Raw genomic sequence first — 18,914 nt, forward strand, 5'->3', positions numbered from 1 at the left:
TAATGCTGCTGTATCTTTCGAGCGTATTCGCTGTACCATCTTGCTTCGGATTGGCACCCTCGGGTTTCACTCTTCCGGTGGATACCAGAGGCGGTTACCATCGACTTTCGCGAAGCTGGTGAGGGTGTGGGGCTTGGTCGAGGTCAGGCTCATGATGTCGGCAACCTGCAGGCCGCGAGCCAGCAACGCGTCTCCGATCAGTGATCGGTGACAACGCCAGGGCACGGCCTCGGCACACATGATCGCCACCGTCTGCTTCTTCGTCAGCGCCATCAACTCGTCGACGCCGGCACTGAACTCGGGCGTTTGCATGTAGTCGGCGTAGTTGCGAAAGCTTCTGTTACGCCACGCTCCGTTGATAGATGCTTCTGCCGCCGGAGTATGCCGTAACCCGCCTAGCTCGGGAAGTCGCTGATAGTCAATACCTGCCTCCGGCATGCTTATGTCGAGTTCGTGTTCCCCAAATTGTGGGTTGTGACGAGACCCGGGAACGGTGCGAACGTCGATGAGTCGTTCGACACCATTTGCTTTCAACATTCCAACGAACTCATCAATGGGATGAGTGGAATGCCCGATCGTGTACACACAGATTCCAGCCATGTTCCCATTGAACCGCAATGCTGAAGCCCGCATCAGAAATGTCAGATTTATGCGCCCGACACTCGGCTCCGCGATAAAGGGCGCAGCCTCGTAAGGTGGCATCGCCCTGTTGCCGTCCTGAAGCCGTCGGTAACCTGATCAGGGACGAAGCTTCTTCGTTTCAGCCCGCCGGTTCACGCGGGCTAGGTGAGGATATCTCCGGTGACGCCGCTGTCACTGGAAGTCCTGAACGAACGGAAGAAAGCATGCAACCCATCCCGGCCCGTTCCGACCATTCGCACGCGAATGAAACTGCAGGGGCTGGTGGTGTCCCACTGACAGTGTCGATGCCGACGGGTGTAGCCCGGGCTGGGGTCATTGTGCTCCACGAGGTCTGGGGCCTCTCCGCGCCGGTCACCGCTCTCGTCGTCCGCCTAGCCGGCTGCGGCTATATCACCGCCGCGCCGCACCTCTACCACCGCATCGCAGACCCCGTCGTCACCGATGGGAAATTCACACAAGCCCGCCGTCACCACGACACCCTCACGAGGGAAGGGCTCACATTTGACATCGAGAGCGCCTTGTCCTGGGTCCGTGCGCAAGGAGCACAGAAAGTAGCGGTAATAGGATTCTCCATGGGAGGCACTCTCGCATTGTGGGCGGCAGCAACACTGCACATCGATGCCGCAGTCACCTTCTACGGTGCCGGCTTGGCTTCGCCACGCTGGCCTTGCATCCTCAGCGGAATCGATGCCGTACGCGTGCTCAAGGCACCCTGGTTGGGAATATATGCCGGCAAAGACGCCAGCACCCCGGCCCGCGACCTCCAACAGGTGCGCGAAATCCTCACCCACAACACCACGCAATCCGCGGTGGTTGTTTACCCCAAAGTCCGTCACGGCTTCGCCCTGGACCCGGACCTTCCACGCCACGCCGCAGACGAGACAACAGACGCATTCGAGCGAACATCCCTCTTCCTAAAAACCCATCTACGCTAAACCAGCCAGCCATTTCCGTAAACTGGCCCCGGCCCCATGCAAGCGAACATGCCCCTGCAATATCTGAAGGCGCGGCACGGGGAAGTCGCACCCGACCACATGCACCCACGGTTCACACCGATCCTCGCCGAAACCAACGGTGTTGTTGTCTTCCACGAGCAGGTGATGCGGCTCTTTGACGAGTTGACCGGCTGCGGGATGGGTAAGGCCGATGTGTTCCGCCGGCACCTTGGCAAGTCCGGGGACCTCGCCGAGATCGAAGCGTACGTGCGGCAGCAGGCGGCCACTCGCGGGTTTCCGGCGCCGGTTGTCGATCGGGCGTGGAAGGTTCTGTCCGGGTTCGGCAGTTTCGGATTCGCAAAAGCGCACGGGGCGGCGTTCGCCCGGACACGTACGAGAGCGCTTGGCTGAAAACGCATCACCCGGCGACATTCTTCGCGGGGCTGCTCACCCACGACCCCGGCATGTGGCCCAAGGACCTGATCGTCGCCGAAGCCCGCAACCTAGGCGTCCCCGTCCTCGGCCTCGACGTCCAGAAATCCGCATTGGACTACCGGGTCGAGCAGCTGGACGACGGGCAGCTCGCTATCCGCCTGGCCCTGCCCGAACTCGCCGGCTCCAGCGCGGTGGAGCGGCAGCGGATCGCCGAGCACCAACCGTTCTCCTCGTTGCAGGACTTCCGCGACCGGGTGCGGCCTCGCCGACGCACGTTCGAAGCGTTGGCCCGGGTTGGTGCCCTGGACTCGTTCATCGGCTACGACCGGGCCCGCCGCGGCGACCTCCTCGCCCACATCCAAGGCCTCGGCGGCCGCGCTCTCCCCGTCGGCCCCGACCAGCTCGCCTTCGACATTGAGCTGCCGCTGCCCGACTTCTACCGGGCAGTCGCCGCCCTCGACCTCCGCGGCCGCACCCAAACAGACGTGGAACTCCGAGACCTCGGCCTCGCCGTCAGCCAGCACCAAATGACCCGGTTCTACCCCCTCTTCAAAGAACTCGGGGTCACGCCCGCGTCGGAGCTCGCGAACCTGCCGGGCGGCACGGAAGTGCTTGTCGCCGGGGTCCGCCGCGCCAGCCACACACCCCCAATGCGCAGCGGCAAACGCGTCGTCTTCCTCTTTCTCGACGACGGCAGCGGGCCGGTATCCAACGTGGTGTTCTTCCACGACGCGCAGGCAAGAATCGGGGCACCCGTGTTCCGCACCCACTACGCCCTCATCCGCGGCCGGACCCGGCGCACCGGCGCCCGCGGGGTATCCGTAACCGGCGAGCAAATGTGGGACTTGCTTGAAGTGGCAGGGAAAGTCCGGGCACGCCACGCCGCGGAACGAGAACAAGCGCGGGTGGTGGTCGAGGCGGAGGCCGCAGACAACGTCATTCAGATGTGGAGGCGGAGGGCGTGAGGTTCTGGACAGAACGTCTACCGGCAGGTTCGCTCCTTCCGTAGGGCGAAGACCTCGTGCCCCGCGGAAGTGGTGTCTCCAAGCGGCTTCTCGACCAGCGCTCCCCCTCACACGTCCAGCCTCGATCGCTGCCCGAGTCATGGGCCATGAGCCATGGAAGAGAGCATTTGTGAACACGCACACCACGTCGAACGGTATGTTCTTGAACATCTCCTCAAGCGCCACGAAGGTGACCGCTGCGGCCCGCCATTTTGCGTTCACTCGCGCGCGACGTGCCCCTGATGTCGACCATGGCGAGGAGATCGACGAGGTCTGAAGCGATAGAGGCGTCGCTGCTTAGGGTGGTGCCGACTCCCTCGCTGCCGACAGTCTCGTCAGCCGAGGTGTCATCATTCGAGATTCTCTCTCGTGGTGCGGCGAAGGCGCAGTGTGACGAGCTGGAACGGGCGGAGCGAGAGCGAGATAGTACGGTCTGAACGCCCGATCACGGCTCTTGGATCAGTCTTCCGCTCGAGTAGGTCGGTCTCCGTGACTTCCGACCAGTCGAATCCCGGAGCCAGGCCGCCGCGCGCACGCGCGCCCAATGACTCGTAGAGCCGCACGATCACGTCGCCGGAACGGTCCTCCGCGAGCTTGACAGCCTCGACGACGATCGCCGGATTGGCCACGACGACCAGGGGTGCCATCGGGCCGGCTCCCCTTACCTCGCGCAAGGGCAGATTCACTCGATACCCCTCGTCGACGGCATCCGCGATCTCGGCACCGACGCGCAGCGAGACGCCGAACTCCTGCTGGCCCTGATCCGAGGCCGGGTCGGGAAAGAGGGGCGCACGCAGGAGGGAGACGCGTACGACGGTGCTCGTGCCGCCACCGGGCAGTGCGGCGCGTCGGATGTCGTGCCCATAGCTGGCGTCGTTGGCGACGGCGACACCGTAGCCCGGCTCGCCAACGTGAACCCAGCGATGGGCAACGGTCTCGAACCGGGCGGAGTCCCAAGAGGTGTTCGCGTGGGTCGGCCGGTAGACATGTCCGAACTGCATTTCGGATGCCGCGCGATCGGCGTGGACCGCCAGGGGGAAGGCAAGCTTCAAGAGTTTCTGAGACTCGTGCCAGTCGATCGCCGTGTGGATGTCGAGGGCACCGGTCGCGCCGTTGAGTCGGAGGGTCTGGATCACGGATGAGGAACCAAAGGATCGGTTGACCCGCACCCCGAATCCGTCGTCCGTGACAGCGACGCTGGAAGCCACGGTCAGGTCCTGCCCGACGTTCTTGTAAGTCTCGTCGATGTCCCAGGCGTCCCACTGGATCGGGGTGTCCCGGAACAGCTGCAGCAGGTTGGCGGTCTCGCCGACGGGGATGACTTCTCGATCGGCAACGAGGTCGCGCATCGACACGATGAGTCCCCGATCGTCGACGACGACACGCACCCGGTCATTGGCGAGGACCAAACCAGCCCCGCTTTCGGTGACCTTGGCGGCTACCGTCCTCGCCGCGGTCGCGGCGGCGAGGCCCAACACACCGTCGCGTGTGTTCGGCCCGGCGTTGAAGGTGAGCTCCTGGCTGCCACTGCCGGCCAGGAGCTCGAGGGATCGGGTGATCTGCTCACCCAGGGTCACGGCCACCGCCGCGTAGTTGCGCTCGGCCTCCTGGTGCACCCAGGCGATAGATGTGCCGGGGAGGATGTCGTGGAACTGCTGCAGGAGCACAGTTTTCCAGACGTCGTCGAGGACGTCGTACGGATACTCCGCACCTCGAAGGACTGTCGCAGCAGTGGCCCAGAGCTCTGCTTCTCGGAGCAGGTGTTCGCTGCGGCGATTGCCGCGCTTCGTCTTGGCCTGGGAGGTGTAAGTGCCGCGATGGAATTCGAGGTACATTTCCCCCGACCAGACCGGAGCCTCGATGTATTCGCGGTGCGCGCTCTGAAAGAACTGCTCCGGCGTCGTCATGGTGACGCGTGGAGACCCCTCAAGGTCACGTGTGCGGGCCGCAGCGGCCAGCATCTCGCGGGTGGGGCCTCCACCGCCGTCGCCCCACCCGAACGGCAGGAGCGAGGTCGTGCCGACCCCCTTTTCGGCGTACTGCCGCTCCGCCTTGGCGAGCTCCTTGCCAGAGATTTCCGCGCTGTAGGTGTCGACCGGGGGGAAATGAGTGAAGATCCGCGTGCCGTCGATGCCCTCCCACCAAAAGGTGTGGTGGGGCATCCGATTGGTCTCGTTCCACGACATCTTCTGCGTGAGGAGCCAGCGAGATCCCGCCGCGGCCACGATCTGCGGCAGCGATGCGGTGTAACCGAACGAATCCGGGAGCCACACCTCGAGCGGCTCGACTCCCAGCTCCTCCATGAAAAACTTCTTACCGGCGACGAATTGCCGCGCGAGCGCTTCACCGCCGGGCATATTCGTGTCGGACTCAACCCACATCCCACCGACCGGAATAAATCGGCCCGCCGCCACCTGCTTCTTCACCCGCTCGAACAGTTCCGGATAGTAAACCTGCAGCCACGCGTACTGCTGCGCCGAGGAGGCAGCGAAGGTGAAGTCCGGGTCCTCCTCCATCAGCGCCAGAACGTTCGAGAAGGTTCGCGCAACCTTACGCACGGTCTCGCGTACCGGCCACAGCCAGGCGGAGTCGATGTGGGCGTGACCGACGGCGGCAAGGTGGTGGGCACTCGCGTAGGCGGCACTGGCGAGCACGCCGACGAGCGTCGCACGGGCGGCCTCCGCCGTGCCCGCAACGTTGTCGGGATCGAGAGCGTCGGCCATCCGGCCGAGCGCGTGCAGGATGTCGGCCCGCCGCGGGAGACTGTGCGGAAGCTCATTCATCAGGCCGATAAGGGTCCAGGTGTCCTGCAAGAGCTCCCATACGGCGACGTCGAGTTGCCCGAGTTCGAGCCGACGCAGAACGTAACTGGTCGAGTCCCCCGCTGTGGCCTTGTCGCCGAGCTCGGTAACGCCGAAGGTGAAAATACCGGCGATATTCGGATTAGCGGCCGCCTCAAGGTAAATATCCACGGGATCCCCCGCGTCTCCCGCCGGAATGTAGCTGTTGAGCGGTTCGATCGCCTTGATGATCACCCCATCACCCGTATAGGCGGTGCCCTCGGCCTGAAACCCTGGGAGCGTGGCGGAGAACCCGAGGTCGACGACGACCTCGGCACGGGTGCCATCCTCGGCCCATTCGGCCGGCACCCCTCCCGTGAGATGGAACCAAACAGTACCCCAGGGTTTGCCCCACGCGCCACCGACAGCGAAAGGCGCGTAGCTCTGCCCGATGGCCGCGTCGAAAGGCACCGGCTCGTCGTCGACGGTCCAGGAAGCGATTGTCAGCGGGGCGGTGCGGCGATAGACGGCGGGCTTGATCCGCTCCCGGATGACGCGCTCGATTCGCGCTTCGAGGAGGACTCGATTGTCATGCATGATGGCTCCTTAGCCCGCGATGGTGCTCGCCGCGCGGCGAGGCGTGATGGTGAGTTAACCCTTGACTGCGCCCGCGAGGGCGAACGAGCCGCCGATGCCGCGGGACACGAGAACGTACAGAACGATGGCGGGCACCGCGTAGACGAGTGAGAACGCTGCGAGCTGTCCGTAGGCGATCGCGCCGTACTGGCCGAAGAAGCTGTAGATGCTGATCGCGGCGGGTTGCTTACTTGGCGAGAGGAGCAGGATGAACGGCACAAAGAAGTTGCCCCAGGCCTGAAAGAAGACGAAAATCCCGACCACGGCGATGCCCGGTCTCATCAAGGGAACCACGATCAGGCGCAGGGCTCCCATCGCTGATGCGCCGTCGATCCAAGCTGCTTCCTCGAGGGTAATCGGCACCGAATCCATAAAGTTCTTGGTCATGAAAATCGCGATCGGCAGAGACGAAGCGGCCATAAAGAGGATCGTGCCCGGGATCGAGTCGAGCAGATTGAACTGGACGAAGAGGCTGTAGACCGGCACCATGATTGCCGTAATTGGCAGCCCGGTCGCGAACAGCACCCCGTACATAAATGGCTTGTTGAATCTCGCCTGATATCGAGACAGCGGATATGCCGCGAGCAGCGCGGCGACGATCGTGATGCCTGCCGTACCGACGGAAATGATCAGGCTATTCCACAGCGGAAGGAACGTGAGTTCGGGAGTGAGAACCGCCGCGAAGTTGTCCAGCGAGAACTCTTCAGGGAACTTGGTCTGGTAGGTGGCCTTATTGTCGACCGACGCGAATATGAGCCAGCACAGGGGAAGAAGAAAACAGGCGCCGATCAGGACGAGAATGGCATTGGCGAGGAACCCGATCACGCTCTTCTTGGGGGAGGCTACCGAGACGGGCCGATCGGACTTCCGGGCCTGCGGTGGTGCGGCGATGACTGCCATCGGCTAATCCTTCTGTGGACGAAGTGCCCGAATGTAGACGACGGAGAAGATCGCGCCGATGATGAGCATGACGGTGGCGATGGCTGTGCCATAGCCGATGTTGCTGAATCGGAAGGCCTCTTTGTAAGCGAGGATCGGCAACGTTGTGCTGTCGTTGCCGGGCCCTCCCGCTGTCATCACGTAGATGAGGGTGAAGACCGACAAGGTGAGCAAGCTGATAAGCATGGTGTTCGTCACGATCGTGTTCTTGATCATGGGAATGGTCACGAGCAAGAGGCGCTTTGAGCCGTCAGCTCCGTCGATCATTGCCGCCTCGGTAATCTCCGGCGGTACGTCGTTGAGGGCGGCCTGGTAGACCATCATCGAGAACGCGGTTCCACGCCACAAATTCGCCAGGATGATCGCGAACATGGGAAAGCTATACAGCCAGTTGGGGCCGGTCATGCCGAAGTTCGCTAAAATCTGGTTGAGGGTGCCGTCGACGCTGAAGTAGGCGTAGCAGACGAAGGCGGCGACGATCTCGGGCAGGATCCACGCGGCGACGATGATCGTGCCGACGGAAGCGGTGACCTTCTTATTGGCCTTCTGCATGAGAAGCGCGAGACCAAGGCCAAGGATGTTCTGTGAGATCACAGCGGAGCCGAAAGTGAAGATCGCGGTCAGCCAGAGCGAGAGGGGAAAAACGGGATCGTTGACGAGCTTGACGTAGTTGTCGAAGCCGGTCCACTGGGGGTTGCTCGCGTTGACCCCGGTGAGCGACGCATTCGTGAACGACCCATATATCGACCAGATGATCGGTCCGGCGAGAAACGTGATCATGATGAGAATCGCCGGCAGGAGCGGGATCATCCGCACGGCCTTGACGATTCCGCGCACCCGGCGGCGGCGGGAACCCGAGTTCGGTTCCGGCCGCCGCACGTGCGTGTCCTGCGGTGCGAGCACTTCTGCAGTCACTGTGTTCCTGTTCCCGTTTTATCTGTGGGCGCGCACCTGGGTGTCTCGGTACTGCTACTTCTGGATGACGCCCTCGGCACCGACGATCGCTTCGATTGCCTTGTCGTAGGCTGCGGCCGCTTCCTCGGGAGTTGCCTTGTCGGTGATGACTGCCTCGTTGGCCTTCTGGACCTCGGCTGAGATCTGGTTGTAGTCGGCCGTCGCCGGACGGAAGTTCGTCACCTCGACGATGTCGGTGACGGTCTGGACGAAGGGGTTGGCGGCAATGTAGCTCTCGTCGGCGGCGACATCCTTGCGAACGGCAATCTGCGAGTTCTCGTTGTCGTAAGCGAGTGCGTTGTCCTTGCTCAGCGCCATCGCCATGAAGTCGAAGGCAAGCTGCGGGTCGGCAGTTTTGGCTCCGACTGCGAGTGTCCAGCCACCTGACATGCTAACGCCGCCCGGCTTCTGGCCGCTCTGGGTCGGGAACACCGTTGCGCCCATGTCGTCGACGTACTCGGGCCACTCGTATGAGCCACCGGTCTGCCAGAACGACGGTGTGTAGGAGCCCTCGATCGTTGCACCGAGAGTCGCGTTCGGGAACATCTCCCCGAAGATGCTCTTCCAGATGTTGGGATCGAGCGCCTGCGCCGGGGTCAGAGCGAGTTCCTCGGAGTAGAGCTCGTCGACGAAGGCCAGGGAGTCGATGAACCCCTGCGAGCCAGTGACCCACTTCGAGGTTTCCGAGTCGTAGAGCGAATCTCCCCCGAGTTCGGTGCCGTAGAGCAGTTGGTAGAAGCCCTGCATGTTCGAGCCCTCGCCGGTGCCTGTTCCAGCGTAGAAGTTGAACGGCACGACGTCAGGACTGCTCGCCTTGATCTGGCGCGCGGCCTCCATGACGTCGTCCCAGCTCTTCGGCTCCCAAGGGAGAGCGATTCCGGCCGCCTCGAAGACGGGCTTGCTGTACCAGACCGCGCGAGTATCGGTGCCGAGGGAGACGGCGTAGATGCTTCCGTCATCGCCCTTGCCTGCTTCCTTGGCGGCATCGGTGAACTGGTCCCAGTCCTTCCACTCGGAAACGTACTCATCGAGGTTGAGGAGGTACCCGGCATCCGCGTCCGCGCGCAGCGCATTGGTGTCCTCGTAGAAGATGTCCGGTGCGGTCTCTGCCGAGCGCTGTGAGAGGGCGAGCTTGGTCTTGTAGTCGTCATCCGTTGCCGCGATGGGCTGCAACTCGACGGTCACGCCCTCGTTCGCGGCCTCGAAGTCCGCCTTGGCGGTTGTGAAAAGCGTGTCGAGGGCGGTGAAGGCGTCGGTCTTGATGTACGCGACCTTGAGAACCTTGTCTTCACCCTCGGATGGCGTCGATCCGGCCGTGCATCCGGTGAGTGCTACCAGTCCGCCTATCGCGAATGCCGATAGGGCGATTGCTGCTCTTTTCTTCACGGTGCTCCCTTGCTCCGAGTACGAATGGACATGCGGTGTGTGGTGCCGACGCACTTGAGAGAAGGAGATGCCCCGCTGCCGTGCCCCGATGTAATAGTACATCGAATAGATAAACCAGCGTCGCGGTTTGATCGGGCGTGTCTTGCCGGGATTCGCCTCGCTCAGGACAGAAGCAGCGCTCGGGGATTCGGAGCGAGTGCGCGATCGAGCACAAGGCAGGCTGCCCCGATCGCCCCGACGTCCTCCCCCACCGTTGAACCCGCCACTGAGATTCGGTGGATGCTTCGCGTAGCGCGGAGCTCTTCGAGCAACTCGGGGATTCTGCGGAGGTAATGTCCCGAGAGGCGTGCCCAGAATGGGCCGCCGAATACCACGCGATCGACGTCGAGTAGGTTCGCGATGACAGCCACCGCTTTCGACATACGAACGGCTGAGCGCTCCACGATCTCGATCGCGGTCGCGTTGCCCGCCTCAGCGGCCGCACACAGCTCCGTGAACCTCGAATCGACAGTTCGCGTGTCGTTGGCGCCCCGAACATCATCGAGGACGCCCAAGTGCTCTGCTTCCTGGACGAGCGCCTGGGGCGTACAGGTCACAGCGATGCACCCGCGCAACCCGCAAAAGCACTGCGGTCCTGATGGATCGGTGACGATGTGCCCAACCTCTCCCGCGTTTCCGGAGCTTCCCCGGACCACCTCGTCGTGCATCACGAGACCGACCCCGATGCCGGTGCCAAGGTAGAAGAAGGCGAAGCTGCCCAATCCGGATTCCCCACCGGCCCACATCTCGGCGATCGCCGACGCGGTGACGTCCTTGTCGAGGATCGAGGGAAGCCCGACGCCCGACTGGAGCGCGTCCCGCAGCGGAACCCGATGCCAACCGACCAGGTGCGGCGGGTCGACCACCGTACCCAGCACATTGTCGATCGGCCCGGGGGCCGCAATGCCCACTCCGCCGATCCGTTCCCGCGGCACTCCTGAATCGTCGATTAGCTGCTCGAGCGCCGCGACGATCTGTTCGATGATAAGGGTCGGGTCCATCACCGCTGGGGTCGGAAAACTCGACCGTCTCACGACGCTGCCGGTGAGATCAAGCATGACGAAGGTCACGACCGTCGGATCGACGTGAACTCCGAGCGCGTAGCGCCCGCCGGGATTGAGCCGCAACATCGTGCGGGGTTTGCCGGGCCCGGTGCCCGTCTTGCCGGCTTCCTCGATGAACCCGTTATCAAGCAGGCGCCTGGTGATGTTCGAAATGGTCTGGGGAGAAAGCCCGGTAGCAGTCACGAGCTCGACGCGACTCAGGCCGGTGGCGGATCGACGGATGGCGTCGAGAATAACCGACTGATTGAAGTCGGCCATCGCTGGGAGGTTAGTGCCGCGCCGCGCCGTTGCGTCCTTATGGTCGCTCATGTCATGACGCTAGCGCCTCGGGGCAGATTTTCGACGATGAAAAGCTTCACAGCCTTGTTGAACATCGCGCAGTCTCGGATGGTCGGCATGAATTCGATGTTAGTGGCCAGCCGTAGGGGGCCATCTCGACGCCGCGCTCAGCGGCGTCGACGAATAAATAGTGCAGCTTGTCTGCGGTGGAATAAGGCAGTCCCTTCGTTCGGGGATCGAAGTCAGGAGCCATCGCGTTGATTACATTCGGGCGGCACCCAGGACCAAGCGCCCCTATGTTCACTGATAAGCGCGGTTATTTCAGCAGGTCCGAAACCCGCCAGTGGCTCGCGCTCACCCGGCCGGGACACAGAAGTTAGGGTGCCGTGCCGGCGGATGCAGCCGTGGCCGCGGCTGATCCTCCTTTGAGCCAGCGGAGCAGCGACCGTCCCGCTTCCCCCAGCGAACTCCGGAACCGACGTCGTCCCTCCTTCGACAGCGGGTCGACTTCGCCCATCTTCCCTCGGATGATCAAGGTTCGTTCGCGCCGCAGGACCAGGTGAGCGCCGGACCACGTTAGTAAGATTGTCGCCAGCCCGGGAAGGCTCGCCACGATGAGAACCGCAACTGGCCCTGCCTCCAGAAGCTGAGATGCGACCGACCCCGTGATCAGGGCGGTGACCATCGCGTAGGCCAAGGACGAGAAACCGCCGAGGAAGGATCCCGGCGCGTGAAGCCGCGACACCGCCGACACGTACAGTGCCGCATGGGCTCTCGCCTCGCGGCCATATTCGGCGAGTAGCTGCTCATGGGAAAGGGCAGCGGATTCTGATGCCATTGCCCCGGAGATCGGGCCCAGCTCCCTGAAGCGCGCTTGGAGGTCCAGCAGTTGCACTGACCGTTCATAGAATCTTTTTCCGCGATTTTGCACGAGACCGAATCCGAAAGTCAGGACCGCCACAACCAGGCCGCCGACGGTGACGATGGGCGCCGGAGGGCGGCGGCACGGGCATCACGACCATGCCGGTGCTGCAGTCGCTCGCGCAGGCACGCACGAAGTGGAGTGACAACGCAGCCGGCACCATTTGGGACTCGTCGATCGTGAAGATCGTGCTCGGCGGGGCGTCCAATTCCCGAGACTTGCAGGACCTCTCAACGCTAATCGGCGATCGCAACGAGTCGACCGACTCGACGACGATCGGCGATCGTGGATCCCGGTCCGCGCAACGCTCGATCCGCTGCGTCGCGATCATGCCTCCGGACACGATCCGCACTCTCCCGTTCGGCACGGGCCTGATCTTGCTCCGCGCGGCACCGCCCGTCGTCGCCAGCCTGAGAATGTGGACCTCACGCCCCGACGTCAGGACCCTGCGGGAGGACCGGGCGGACATCGAAGCGTTGATGCCCGCACCGACCCATGACGAGGCCGGGGAGCACCCAGTCAGCCCCGCGGAGTGAAGGCCTCCCTGGACCCCGGTCACCAGGGCGCGATTGTGGTGCTCGCGGCGCACCTCCTAGTGAACGCGGATCACGACGGTCCACCTAGATCACAGGAGGTTGAGTCCGATGACTCTTCACACCCAGCAATCGCTGTCCGGTTTCATTGCCTCAGATCCGCAGCAATCGGTGACCGAGAACGGACAAAACCCGCTTCTACGTGCGAGTCGGCCAACCGCACTTCCGTCGCGAAGATAGCGTCAGCTTCACCGTACTCGAGCTAAGCTTCCACGACCTCGTGGCCTACCGAGCCACCGCGACCGGGCACTCACACGGTTTGCCAAAGGTGACAGCTTCGTCGCCGCGGGGTACGTCCGCAACTTTCAGTTTGAACGTGACGGAGAGGTTATCAATCGCGAGGAGTTCGTCGCAAAGAAGATCGGCCACGACCTCGCACGCACGAACTACGACGTAGACCGGACCCACCGCTCAGCTGCAGGCACCGAACGGGATGCGCTAGCCGCCCAGAAGGCAGTCTTGCTCGAGGCGGAGCACGCTCGCGCCGGCTCTGCTGTGCTCGGAATGTGAGGCCAACGATGGCAGCGTCCCTGGTCGACTGGGCGTCCGGCGACCAGGGTGCCTCATTCGGCGAAGACGAACTCGATGGGCCACTCTCGGCGGAGCCACCGCATCCCATCAACTGGAATCTCCTCAGCGCAGACGACGCCGAAACAGAGTGGATCGAACTTAACCGGTGGGTGAACTGGCTACGACGGACCTACGGGCTCCCGGCATCCGTCGTGCCGCCCTTCTGGCATCGCCACCCTGAACTCGTCTGGAAACTCTCCGCACTGCACCTGCACTGGCTCTGCGCATACGACCCCGACCAGCACGGCTCGGCCCCCTTCGGATGGCACCGAGACTTCGCCGACGCTCGCCAGCGCCTCCACGATTGGGTGGCGACATCGGGGACGCGCCTCGAGCGGGACCGGCCGACGCGTCAGACTGCGTGGCCCGGGGAACCGCTGGCGGATGATGTCGATGATATCGACATCAGCGATCGCGACGCAGACTTCGTGCAGTTCGTCTTGGATGACGTCGCCAGGCGGCGCGCGGCCGAGGCGGCTTTCTATGCGCGCGCCGAATCTCCTTGATTCAAGAACTCGTTTATGTCGGTCGAGGAGATCGACTCCTGACCAGTCCGTGCGCGAATCGACAAGTTGCTGTGAGTCTCGCCGCTGAGCATCATGGTCGCTCGTGTGAAGTGCTCCGGTTAGCCCACGGCGACTGTTCATTATCTTGGGCGGGCATAACGAGAATCGGGCCCCCACCCTTCATGTGGAACGCGCTCTGCTCCCCCCGGGACGGTGGGGCCTACCCTTGGCCGTCCCGTATGAGGGCAGTGAATCCAGCCGCGGGGTGACGACGAGTGTTGTAAGCGTCGAGGTCAGCGAAGGTGCCTGAAATATCGTTCCGGATCATCCAGGAACGCTCGCCAATTCCGGACCAGTTCGAGGTCGTCCCAGACGCAGCGCCGGTATCCCCATGGCCCGAACTCGTAGATCTTTGCACGGGGATTGAGGCCAGAATCGGTGAATGAGTGGACAGAATCACCTGAGATCCACCTGCGGCAACGATGTCGCGGAGATCGCTGAGCAGAGCGAGCGATCCGGTGAACGAGAGCGCTGATTCCGGCTCATCGAGGATCCACAAGCCCGGGTAACGAGACCGGGCAGCCACAAGGTCGAGGAACGACTCGCCGTGCGAGCGCTCGTGGAACACGGGGTCGTTGCCGCCAGGGTTATCCTCCAGATAGGTGAAGAACCCGTGCATCGTTTCCGCCCGGAGGAAGAAGCCGCCCCGCCCGGCGCCGAGACCCCGGTTCAACCGCAGGTGGTCGGCGAGGGTGGACTCGGACCTGCGGGTGGTGTGTCTGGAGCCGGTCGATCCTCCTTCCGGTCCCATGCCGTAGGCACCTGCGATGGCCTCGACGAGTGTCGATTTGCCGACCCCGTTGTCGCCGACGAATACGGTTATCGGACCCAGTTCGAGACCATCATCGAGGAGCTGCGCGATCGGGGCCAGCGTCGCGGGCCACAGATCCCGAGGCAGAAATAGCGCGTCGGGATCCTGGCTCACCGAGCGCAACGGAGGCTCGTTTCTCGACATGCGATCATTCTGCCCGAATCGGCACGGGAAACCGTTAGACCAACCGTTCAGGGTTGCCCTATGCGATTGTGCGGTCTAATGTGAGTGAGTGCTCACATCTGCTATCGAATCGGACACGTCCGCGGCGTCCATCACCACCGACGGCCTACTGCGCCAGTTCGGCAGGCTCACGGCGCTTGACCGCGTCAGTGTGGCTCTACCCCGGGGCGGCGTGGTTGGCCTCCTTGGCCCCAACGGGTCCGGCAAGTCGACTCTGATCCGCATTCTGCTCGGGCTCATTCCACCGACGTCGGGCCGGGCCACCGTGCTGGGCCACCCGACCACGAACCCTGCCCGATACGCAGCCGACGTCGGAGCGCTCATCGAGGCACCGTCATTTATTCCGGGGCTCTCGGCTCGAAAGAATCTCCTGTCGCTGGCTCGCCTGCGAGGATTGCCCTCGACTCGGGTCGCCGAGGTCATTCGCATCGTGGGTCTCGAGGGTCGGGAGAACGAATCCGTTCGCCGTTTCTCGCTCGGGATGAAGCAGCGGCTCGGCATCGCGGCGGCGCTGCTGCCGGACCCGGCTCTTCTGATCCTCGACGAGCCGACCAACGGCCTGGACCCGGCCGGAATCGTGGAGATTCGTCAGCTGCTCAAAACCCTGGCCGCCGAGGGGCGCACCGTGGTCGTCTCCTCACATTTGCTCGCCGAGATCCAGGCGGCATGCGACTATCTCGTCATCATTCGCTTCGGTGAGGTGATGTTCTCGGGGCCGATAGGCGAGCTGCGCGACAAGGCCGGCGCGCGTATCGAGGTCGCCCCGGAACATCCCGCTGATGTCGGCCGCCTGCGCGTGGCCCTCGCCGCGGCGGGGTGGTCGCTCGAGGAAGGCTCCCTTGTCGTGCACGGCTCCGCCGCCGACGCTGCGGCGCTCAATCGCGCTGCGTACGAGGCCGGCATCACGCTCAGCCGATTGACCCCGATCGACGAATCCCTCGAGAACGTTTTTCTCGAGATGACGGCGGCACCGACCCCCAACCCAGTAGGTGCCTCTCAGGGCGCCCGAAAGAAAGTTGCCGCCAATGCGTGAGCTACGAAGCGAACTCACCCGCCTCAACCGGCGGGGAATCTGGCTCGGGTGGCTGGGGCTCATAGCGGTCTTCGCCGTGCTGATCAACACGGTGATCTACACGATCGCAACGAACGGGTCTGCCCCTCCCGGCGGAGGTCCGGGAGTCGCTTTTCCGAGCGTGGCGACCCTGGAGAGTTCATCGGGAATCGTCACGGGAGTCTCGTCCGCGGCAAGCATGTTCGGAGTGATCACGCTGTCGTTCTGGGCCATCGCAACGGCCTCGGACTACAGCACGGGCCTGATCCGCCTGCTTGCCGCCGCCCAGCCACACCGCTGGAGGCTGCTGCTCGGAAAAATCGGCGCCCTGCTGATCTGGACGGCCCTGGCGACGACGGTGGCGGTAGTCGTCAACTTGGCGGCAGCGCTCCCCTCGGCGGAAGCCGCGGGAATCTCGACTGAACTCTGGATGGATGACCTGGTCAGCGAGGTCGCGCGCGCCTGGCTGACTTCGTTCAGTGCGAGTGTGGTCTGGGGAATCATCGGACTCGTGCTCGCCCTGTTGAGCCGTTCCTCGGCGATCGCCATCTCGGTGGGGGTCGGGTGGGTTCTCCTCATCGAAACGATCATCAAGACAGCGTCGAGCGACGCGGGCAAATGGCTGCCCGGAACGACCCTCACTGCGCTGGCACAGGGTGGAACCGATGACCTGAGTTTTTCGGGCGCCGTTCTGATTGGCCTCATCTACGCGGCAGTCGGCCTCATGATCGGGCTCATGACCTTCATTCGCAGACCGATAACCGAATAGTCCGATTGGATAGACCTATGAACGCCCGCGGAGACACCACCCGAAAACGCCTCATCGACGCGACCACGGCCCTCGTTCGAGAGATCGGCTACGCCAACGTCCGGACTCGCTCGATAGCCGTGGCGGCGGGTGTCGCCGAGGGCACCCTCTATCGGCACTTCGCCGACAAACGGTCACTCTTCTACGCCGCGGTGCTGGACCGAAACGCACCCATCGTCGCAGCAACGGCGACGCTGCCCTCCCTTGCCGGACAGGGTACAGTGCTCGATAACCTACTCGAGGTCATCCGAAAACTGGCCCAGCTCCAGGAGGACCTGCTGCCGCTGGAACAGGCGATGATCGCAGACCCGACCCTCGCGCCGCCCCTCGGAGAACGGGCACAGATGCCACTGGAGGGGCCGCCGCACGACATCGCCCTGTATCTGACCGCGGAGCAAAACCTTGGCCGGGTTCGCGCCGAGTGTGACCCTACACTCGCCGCGATCTCGCTGGTGGCGATGTTGTTCGGCCTGGCCGTTCACCCAGTGTTGGGCAATGATCTCGCGGAATCAGAGCTCCTGAGCGCTTCCGTCAGTTACTTCGTAGACGGAGTTGGCGCCTCGGCCACGTAACCCAAGCTCACCGCGTTAGCGTCGCCATGTACTGAACTCTGGAACGTCCGGTTTGGGGCCCGCAACAACCGCGGCCCCCGTTCAACATTGCCCTTACCGTTCGCGGCCAACGTCCGGCTTGCGGGACAGCGGATGAGTCCACGCGTGACGGCAGAATGTCACGCTCTTTTAGCGGCTGGTGGCACCGGGGAGACGTACAGACGATCTTGTACTTGTGCCTACTGGTCACACGTTGGTCACCCTCGTAGAGTGGCAAGTACGCGCCGAAAAGTAGCTGCGCGATCGTGCAGGCTTTCGACGCCGAGACGCACACGACCTAGAGATCGGGGTACCGCATGACTCAGTCACGTGGCCATGCTGGGCTATGGCAAGTACTTGGGGCATTCCTGTCGTTCCTCGCCAAGGGCATCGGTGCCGGGCTGTCCTCGATCGCCACCATGACCTTCGGAGGCCGAGCTGCCCCAGGCGATCTGCCAACATCGCCGCCGCCGAAAGAGTATCGACCGTAAACGACCAGCACCGCCTCAGCGGATCCAGCTCAAGACGATTTCACGTCCGCGGACGGTTCTGCTGAACACGAGTGCAACCGGATCGCGGCGGCGTCGCGAGCGGATGGGTTCCGAGACAACGCGATCGAACCCAGCCATCGCGATAGGCGACAAATGAGACGTCTCGAATACACGGGGCGACCAACCGACGAAAACGGCGCAGCGAAGTGCGCTGGGAACGGCTAGCTCCTGGCAGCGGGGTTCACAGTGAGAAAATCGCTTACTCAGACGAACCAACCCGACCGGTGCGTCATCGCCCCTTCTAACAATTTCTGCACTGGTAACCTCCATGCATGATGCGCTTGACCCTAACCGACTTGCCGCGCGCAGCAGTGCTACTCGTCGTCGCGGCGCTGCTGACAGGAAGTAGCGCATGGAGTTCCTCACCGACGTCGTCCTACACCGACAGCTCAGGTCAGACGGTCACCGTTGACTGGGCGGACTACCCGGCGCACACGGGTCAAGATGGTGAAGCGCTGCTCGAGTACCCCGACCAAGCGGAGCTCGAACCCGGGGCGCGCCAGCTCATGGATGTCCTTCGCGTGACCATCTCCGATGCGTCAGGGGTCGATCTCAAAGCCGCCGAACCAGAGAGTGCGTGGTTCGGCGATGAGAATTGATACCCGCAGGAGGGTAACGGGTACGGGGGCGACTCGCTTCTCACGACCATAAATTGTTGTGAGTTGAGGTCCGACTCGATCGCCGACGCAAGCCGGTGGCAGATGGTGCTCGACGCAGCCAGCGAGACCGCCAAAGATGCCGGTCTCGGACCATTCGTGCGAGACGATCTACCAGAGTATTGCGTCGGCCGGCAAGACCAATGCTGGTTTCAAAGTGCGACGGCGACAGACGGAGTTCAGTGGGTGTACTTAACTTTGGCGGATCGCACCCTGGATGCTTCAGGAGACGCCAGCCGGGAGGCAGACAGACTCGACCTGCCCATGGCCGGCATCGCGATCGGATACGGTGCGACCGTCGTTCAGGCGGGCAGAGCCGTAGATTACCGGGTTTCGATGCAGCCGTTCGCAGGCTTAGATCGATCGGTAGCTTCCACTTCGGACTGAACCATGTCGAGCAAGGAGCGCCGCGCCGTGATTGCCTGCGGTTCCTGCCGACGAAGACACGTCTTGCCGGCAGGTCGCGGGAGCTACCCGAACGCCACTCCCGAAGACTTCGGAACTCCGACGAATTGGTGCC

At 63.3% G+C, this 18,914-nt stretch carries 17 protein-coding genes and 1 pseudogene; 10 read left to right on the forward strand and 8 right to left on the reverse strand.

Annotated elements, in window-relative coordinates; translation table 11 throughout:
• Nucleotides 1-66: 66 nt before the first annotated feature.
• Entirely contained in the window at nt 67-600 is a 534-nt protein-coding gene (locus CXY81_RS07605; RefSeq protein WP_104171223.1) for a DUF488 family protein, read from the reverse strand.
• Between the two features lie 245 nt (nt 601-845).
• Between CXY81_RS07605 and CXY81_RS07610 the strand changes: the two genes are divergently transcribed.
• The 4 genes from CXY81_RS07610 to CXY81_RS16370 all read left to right on the forward strand — a co-directional run bounded on the left by CXY81_RS07610 (nt 846) and on the right by CXY81_RS16370 (nt 3,293).
• A complete protein-coding gene (locus CXY81_RS07610; RefSeq protein ID WP_104194474.1) occupies nt 846-1,577 on the forward strand; it encodes a dienelactone hydrolase family protein in 732 nt (243 codons plus the stop codon).
• 36 nt (nt 1,578-1,613) lie between these two features.
• Entirely contained in the window at nt 1,614-1,988 is a 375-nt protein-coding gene (locus tag CXY81_RS07615) for a hypothetical protein (protein WP_104194475.1), read from the forward strand.
• A 53-nt stretch (nt 1,989-2,041) separates the two neighbouring features.
• Nucleotides 2,042-2,977 carry a hypothetical protein gene (locus tag CXY81_RS07620; protein ID WP_104194476.1) on the forward strand — a complete coding sequence of 312 codons (936 nt, stop codon included), beginning with the start codon at nt 2,042-2,044 and terminating at the stop codon, nt 2,975-2,977.
• 169 nt (nt 2,978-3,146) lie between these two features.
• Entirely contained in the window at nt 3,147-3,293 is a 147-nt protein-coding gene (locus CXY81_RS16370) for a hypothetical protein (protein WP_158252027.1), read from the forward strand.
• 73 nt (nt 3,294-3,366) lie between these two features.
• Here the strand turns inward: CXY81_RS16370 and CXY81_RS07625 are convergent, their stop codons facing one another.
• The 6 genes from CXY81_RS07625 to CXY81_RS07650 all read right to left on the reverse strand — a co-directional run bounded on the left by CXY81_RS07625 (nt 3,367) and on the right by CXY81_RS07650 (nt 11,988).
• Nucleotides 3,367-6,393, reverse strand: a complete 3,027-nt coding sequence (locus tag CXY81_RS07625) for a glycoside hydrolase family 38 C-terminal domain-containing protein (RefSeq protein ID WP_104194477.1) — start codon at nt 6,391-6,393, stop codon at nt 3,367-3,369.
• 54 nt (nt 6,394-6,447) lie between these two features.
• Nucleotides 6,448-7,332 carry a carbohydrate ABC transporter permease gene (locus CXY81_RS07630; protein ID WP_104194478.1) on the reverse strand — a complete coding sequence of 295 codons (885 nt, stop codon included), beginning with the start codon at nt 7,330-7,332 and terminating at the stop codon, nt 6,448-6,450.
• Between the two features lie 3 nt (nt 7,333-7,335).
• Nucleotides 7,336-8,286 carry a carbohydrate ABC transporter permease gene (locus CXY81_RS07635; RefSeq protein ID WP_369828356.1) on the reverse strand — a complete coding sequence of 317 codons (951 nt, stop codon included), beginning with the start codon at nt 8,284-8,286 and terminating at the stop codon, nt 7,336-7,338.
• A gap of 54 nt (nt 8,287-8,340) precedes the next feature.
• Complete coding sequence (locus CXY81_RS07640) at nt 8,341-9,711, reverse strand: extracellular solute-binding protein (RefSeq protein ID WP_233194050.1); 1,371 nt, start codon at nt 9,709-9,711, stop codon at nt 8,341-8,343.
• 161 nt (nt 9,712-9,872) lie between these two features.
• On the reverse strand, nt 9,873-11,123 hold the full coding sequence (locus CXY81_RS07645; RefSeq protein ID WP_233194051.1) for an ROK family transcriptional regulator: 1,251 nt from the start codon (nt 11,121-11,123) through the stop codon (nt 9,873-9,875).
• 346 nt (nt 11,124-11,469) lie between these two features.
• The gene (locus CXY81_RS07650; RefSeq protein ID WP_104194481.1) at nt 11,470-11,988 is read right to left on the reverse strand and encodes a hypothetical protein; all 519 of its coding nucleotides are present in this window, start codon (nt 11,986-11,988) and stop codon (nt 11,470-11,472) included.
• Between the two features lie 98 nt (nt 11,989-12,086).
• Here CXY81_RS07650 and CXY81_RS07655 point away from each other — a divergent pair.
• Both CXY81_RS07655 and CXY81_RS07665 read left to right on the forward strand, forming a co-directional pair.
• Nucleotides 12,087-12,551: pseudogene (locus tag CXY81_RS07655) on the forward strand (TraM recognition domain-containing protein); the annotation flags it as partial.
• Nucleotides 12,552-13,126: 575 nt separating this feature from the next.
• On the forward strand, nt 13,127-13,684 hold the full coding sequence (locus CXY81_RS07665; RefSeq protein WP_104194483.1) for a hypothetical protein: 558 nt from the start codon (nt 13,127-13,129) through the stop codon (nt 13,682-13,684).
• A 220-nt stretch (nt 13,685-13,904) separates the two neighbouring features.
• Here CXY81_RS07665 and CXY81_RS07670 read toward each other — a convergent pair whose 3' ends face one another.
• Nucleotides 13,905-14,699, reverse strand: a complete 795-nt coding sequence (locus CXY81_RS07670) for an AAA family ATPase (RefSeq protein ID WP_369828357.1) — start codon at nt 14,697-14,699, stop codon at nt 13,905-13,907.
• Between the two features lie 88 nt (nt 14,700-14,787).
• Between CXY81_RS07670 and CXY81_RS07675 the strand changes: the two genes are divergently transcribed.
• From CXY81_RS07675 to CXY81_RS07690, 4 genes are all read left to right on the forward strand, one after another.
• Nucleotides 14,788-15,771 carry an ABC transporter ATP-binding protein gene (locus CXY81_RS07675; protein ID WP_104194484.1) on the forward strand — a complete coding sequence of 328 codons (984 nt, stop codon included), beginning with the start codon at nt 14,788-14,790 and terminating at the stop codon, nt 15,769-15,771.
• Nucleotides 15,764-16,558, forward strand: a complete 795-nt coding sequence (locus CXY81_RS07680; RefSeq protein ID WP_104194485.1) for a hypothetical protein — start codon at nt 15,764-15,766, stop codon at nt 16,556-16,558. The genes CXY81_RS07675 and CXY81_RS07680 overlap by 8 nt, the downstream gene beginning before the upstream one ends.
• A 17-nt stretch (nt 16,559-16,575) precedes the next feature.
• Nucleotides 16,576-17,169: a TetR/AcrR family transcriptional regulator gene (locus CXY81_RS07685; protein WP_104194486.1), complete on the forward strand. Its 594-nt coding sequence runs from the start codon at nt 16,576-16,578 to the stop codon at nt 17,167-17,169.
• Nucleotides 17,170-18,010: 841 nt separating this feature from the next.
• A complete protein-coding gene (locus CXY81_RS07690; protein ID WP_104194487.1) occupies nt 18,011-18,337 on the forward strand; it encodes a hypothetical protein in 327 nt (108 codons plus the stop codon).
• Nucleotides 18,338-18,914: the final 577 nt, after the last annotated feature.

The organism is Cryobacterium sp. M25 (assembly GCF_002929635.1).
Lineage (GTDB): Bacteria > Actinomycetota > Actinomycetes > Actinomycetales > Microbacteriaceae > Cryobacterium > Cryobacterium sandaracinum.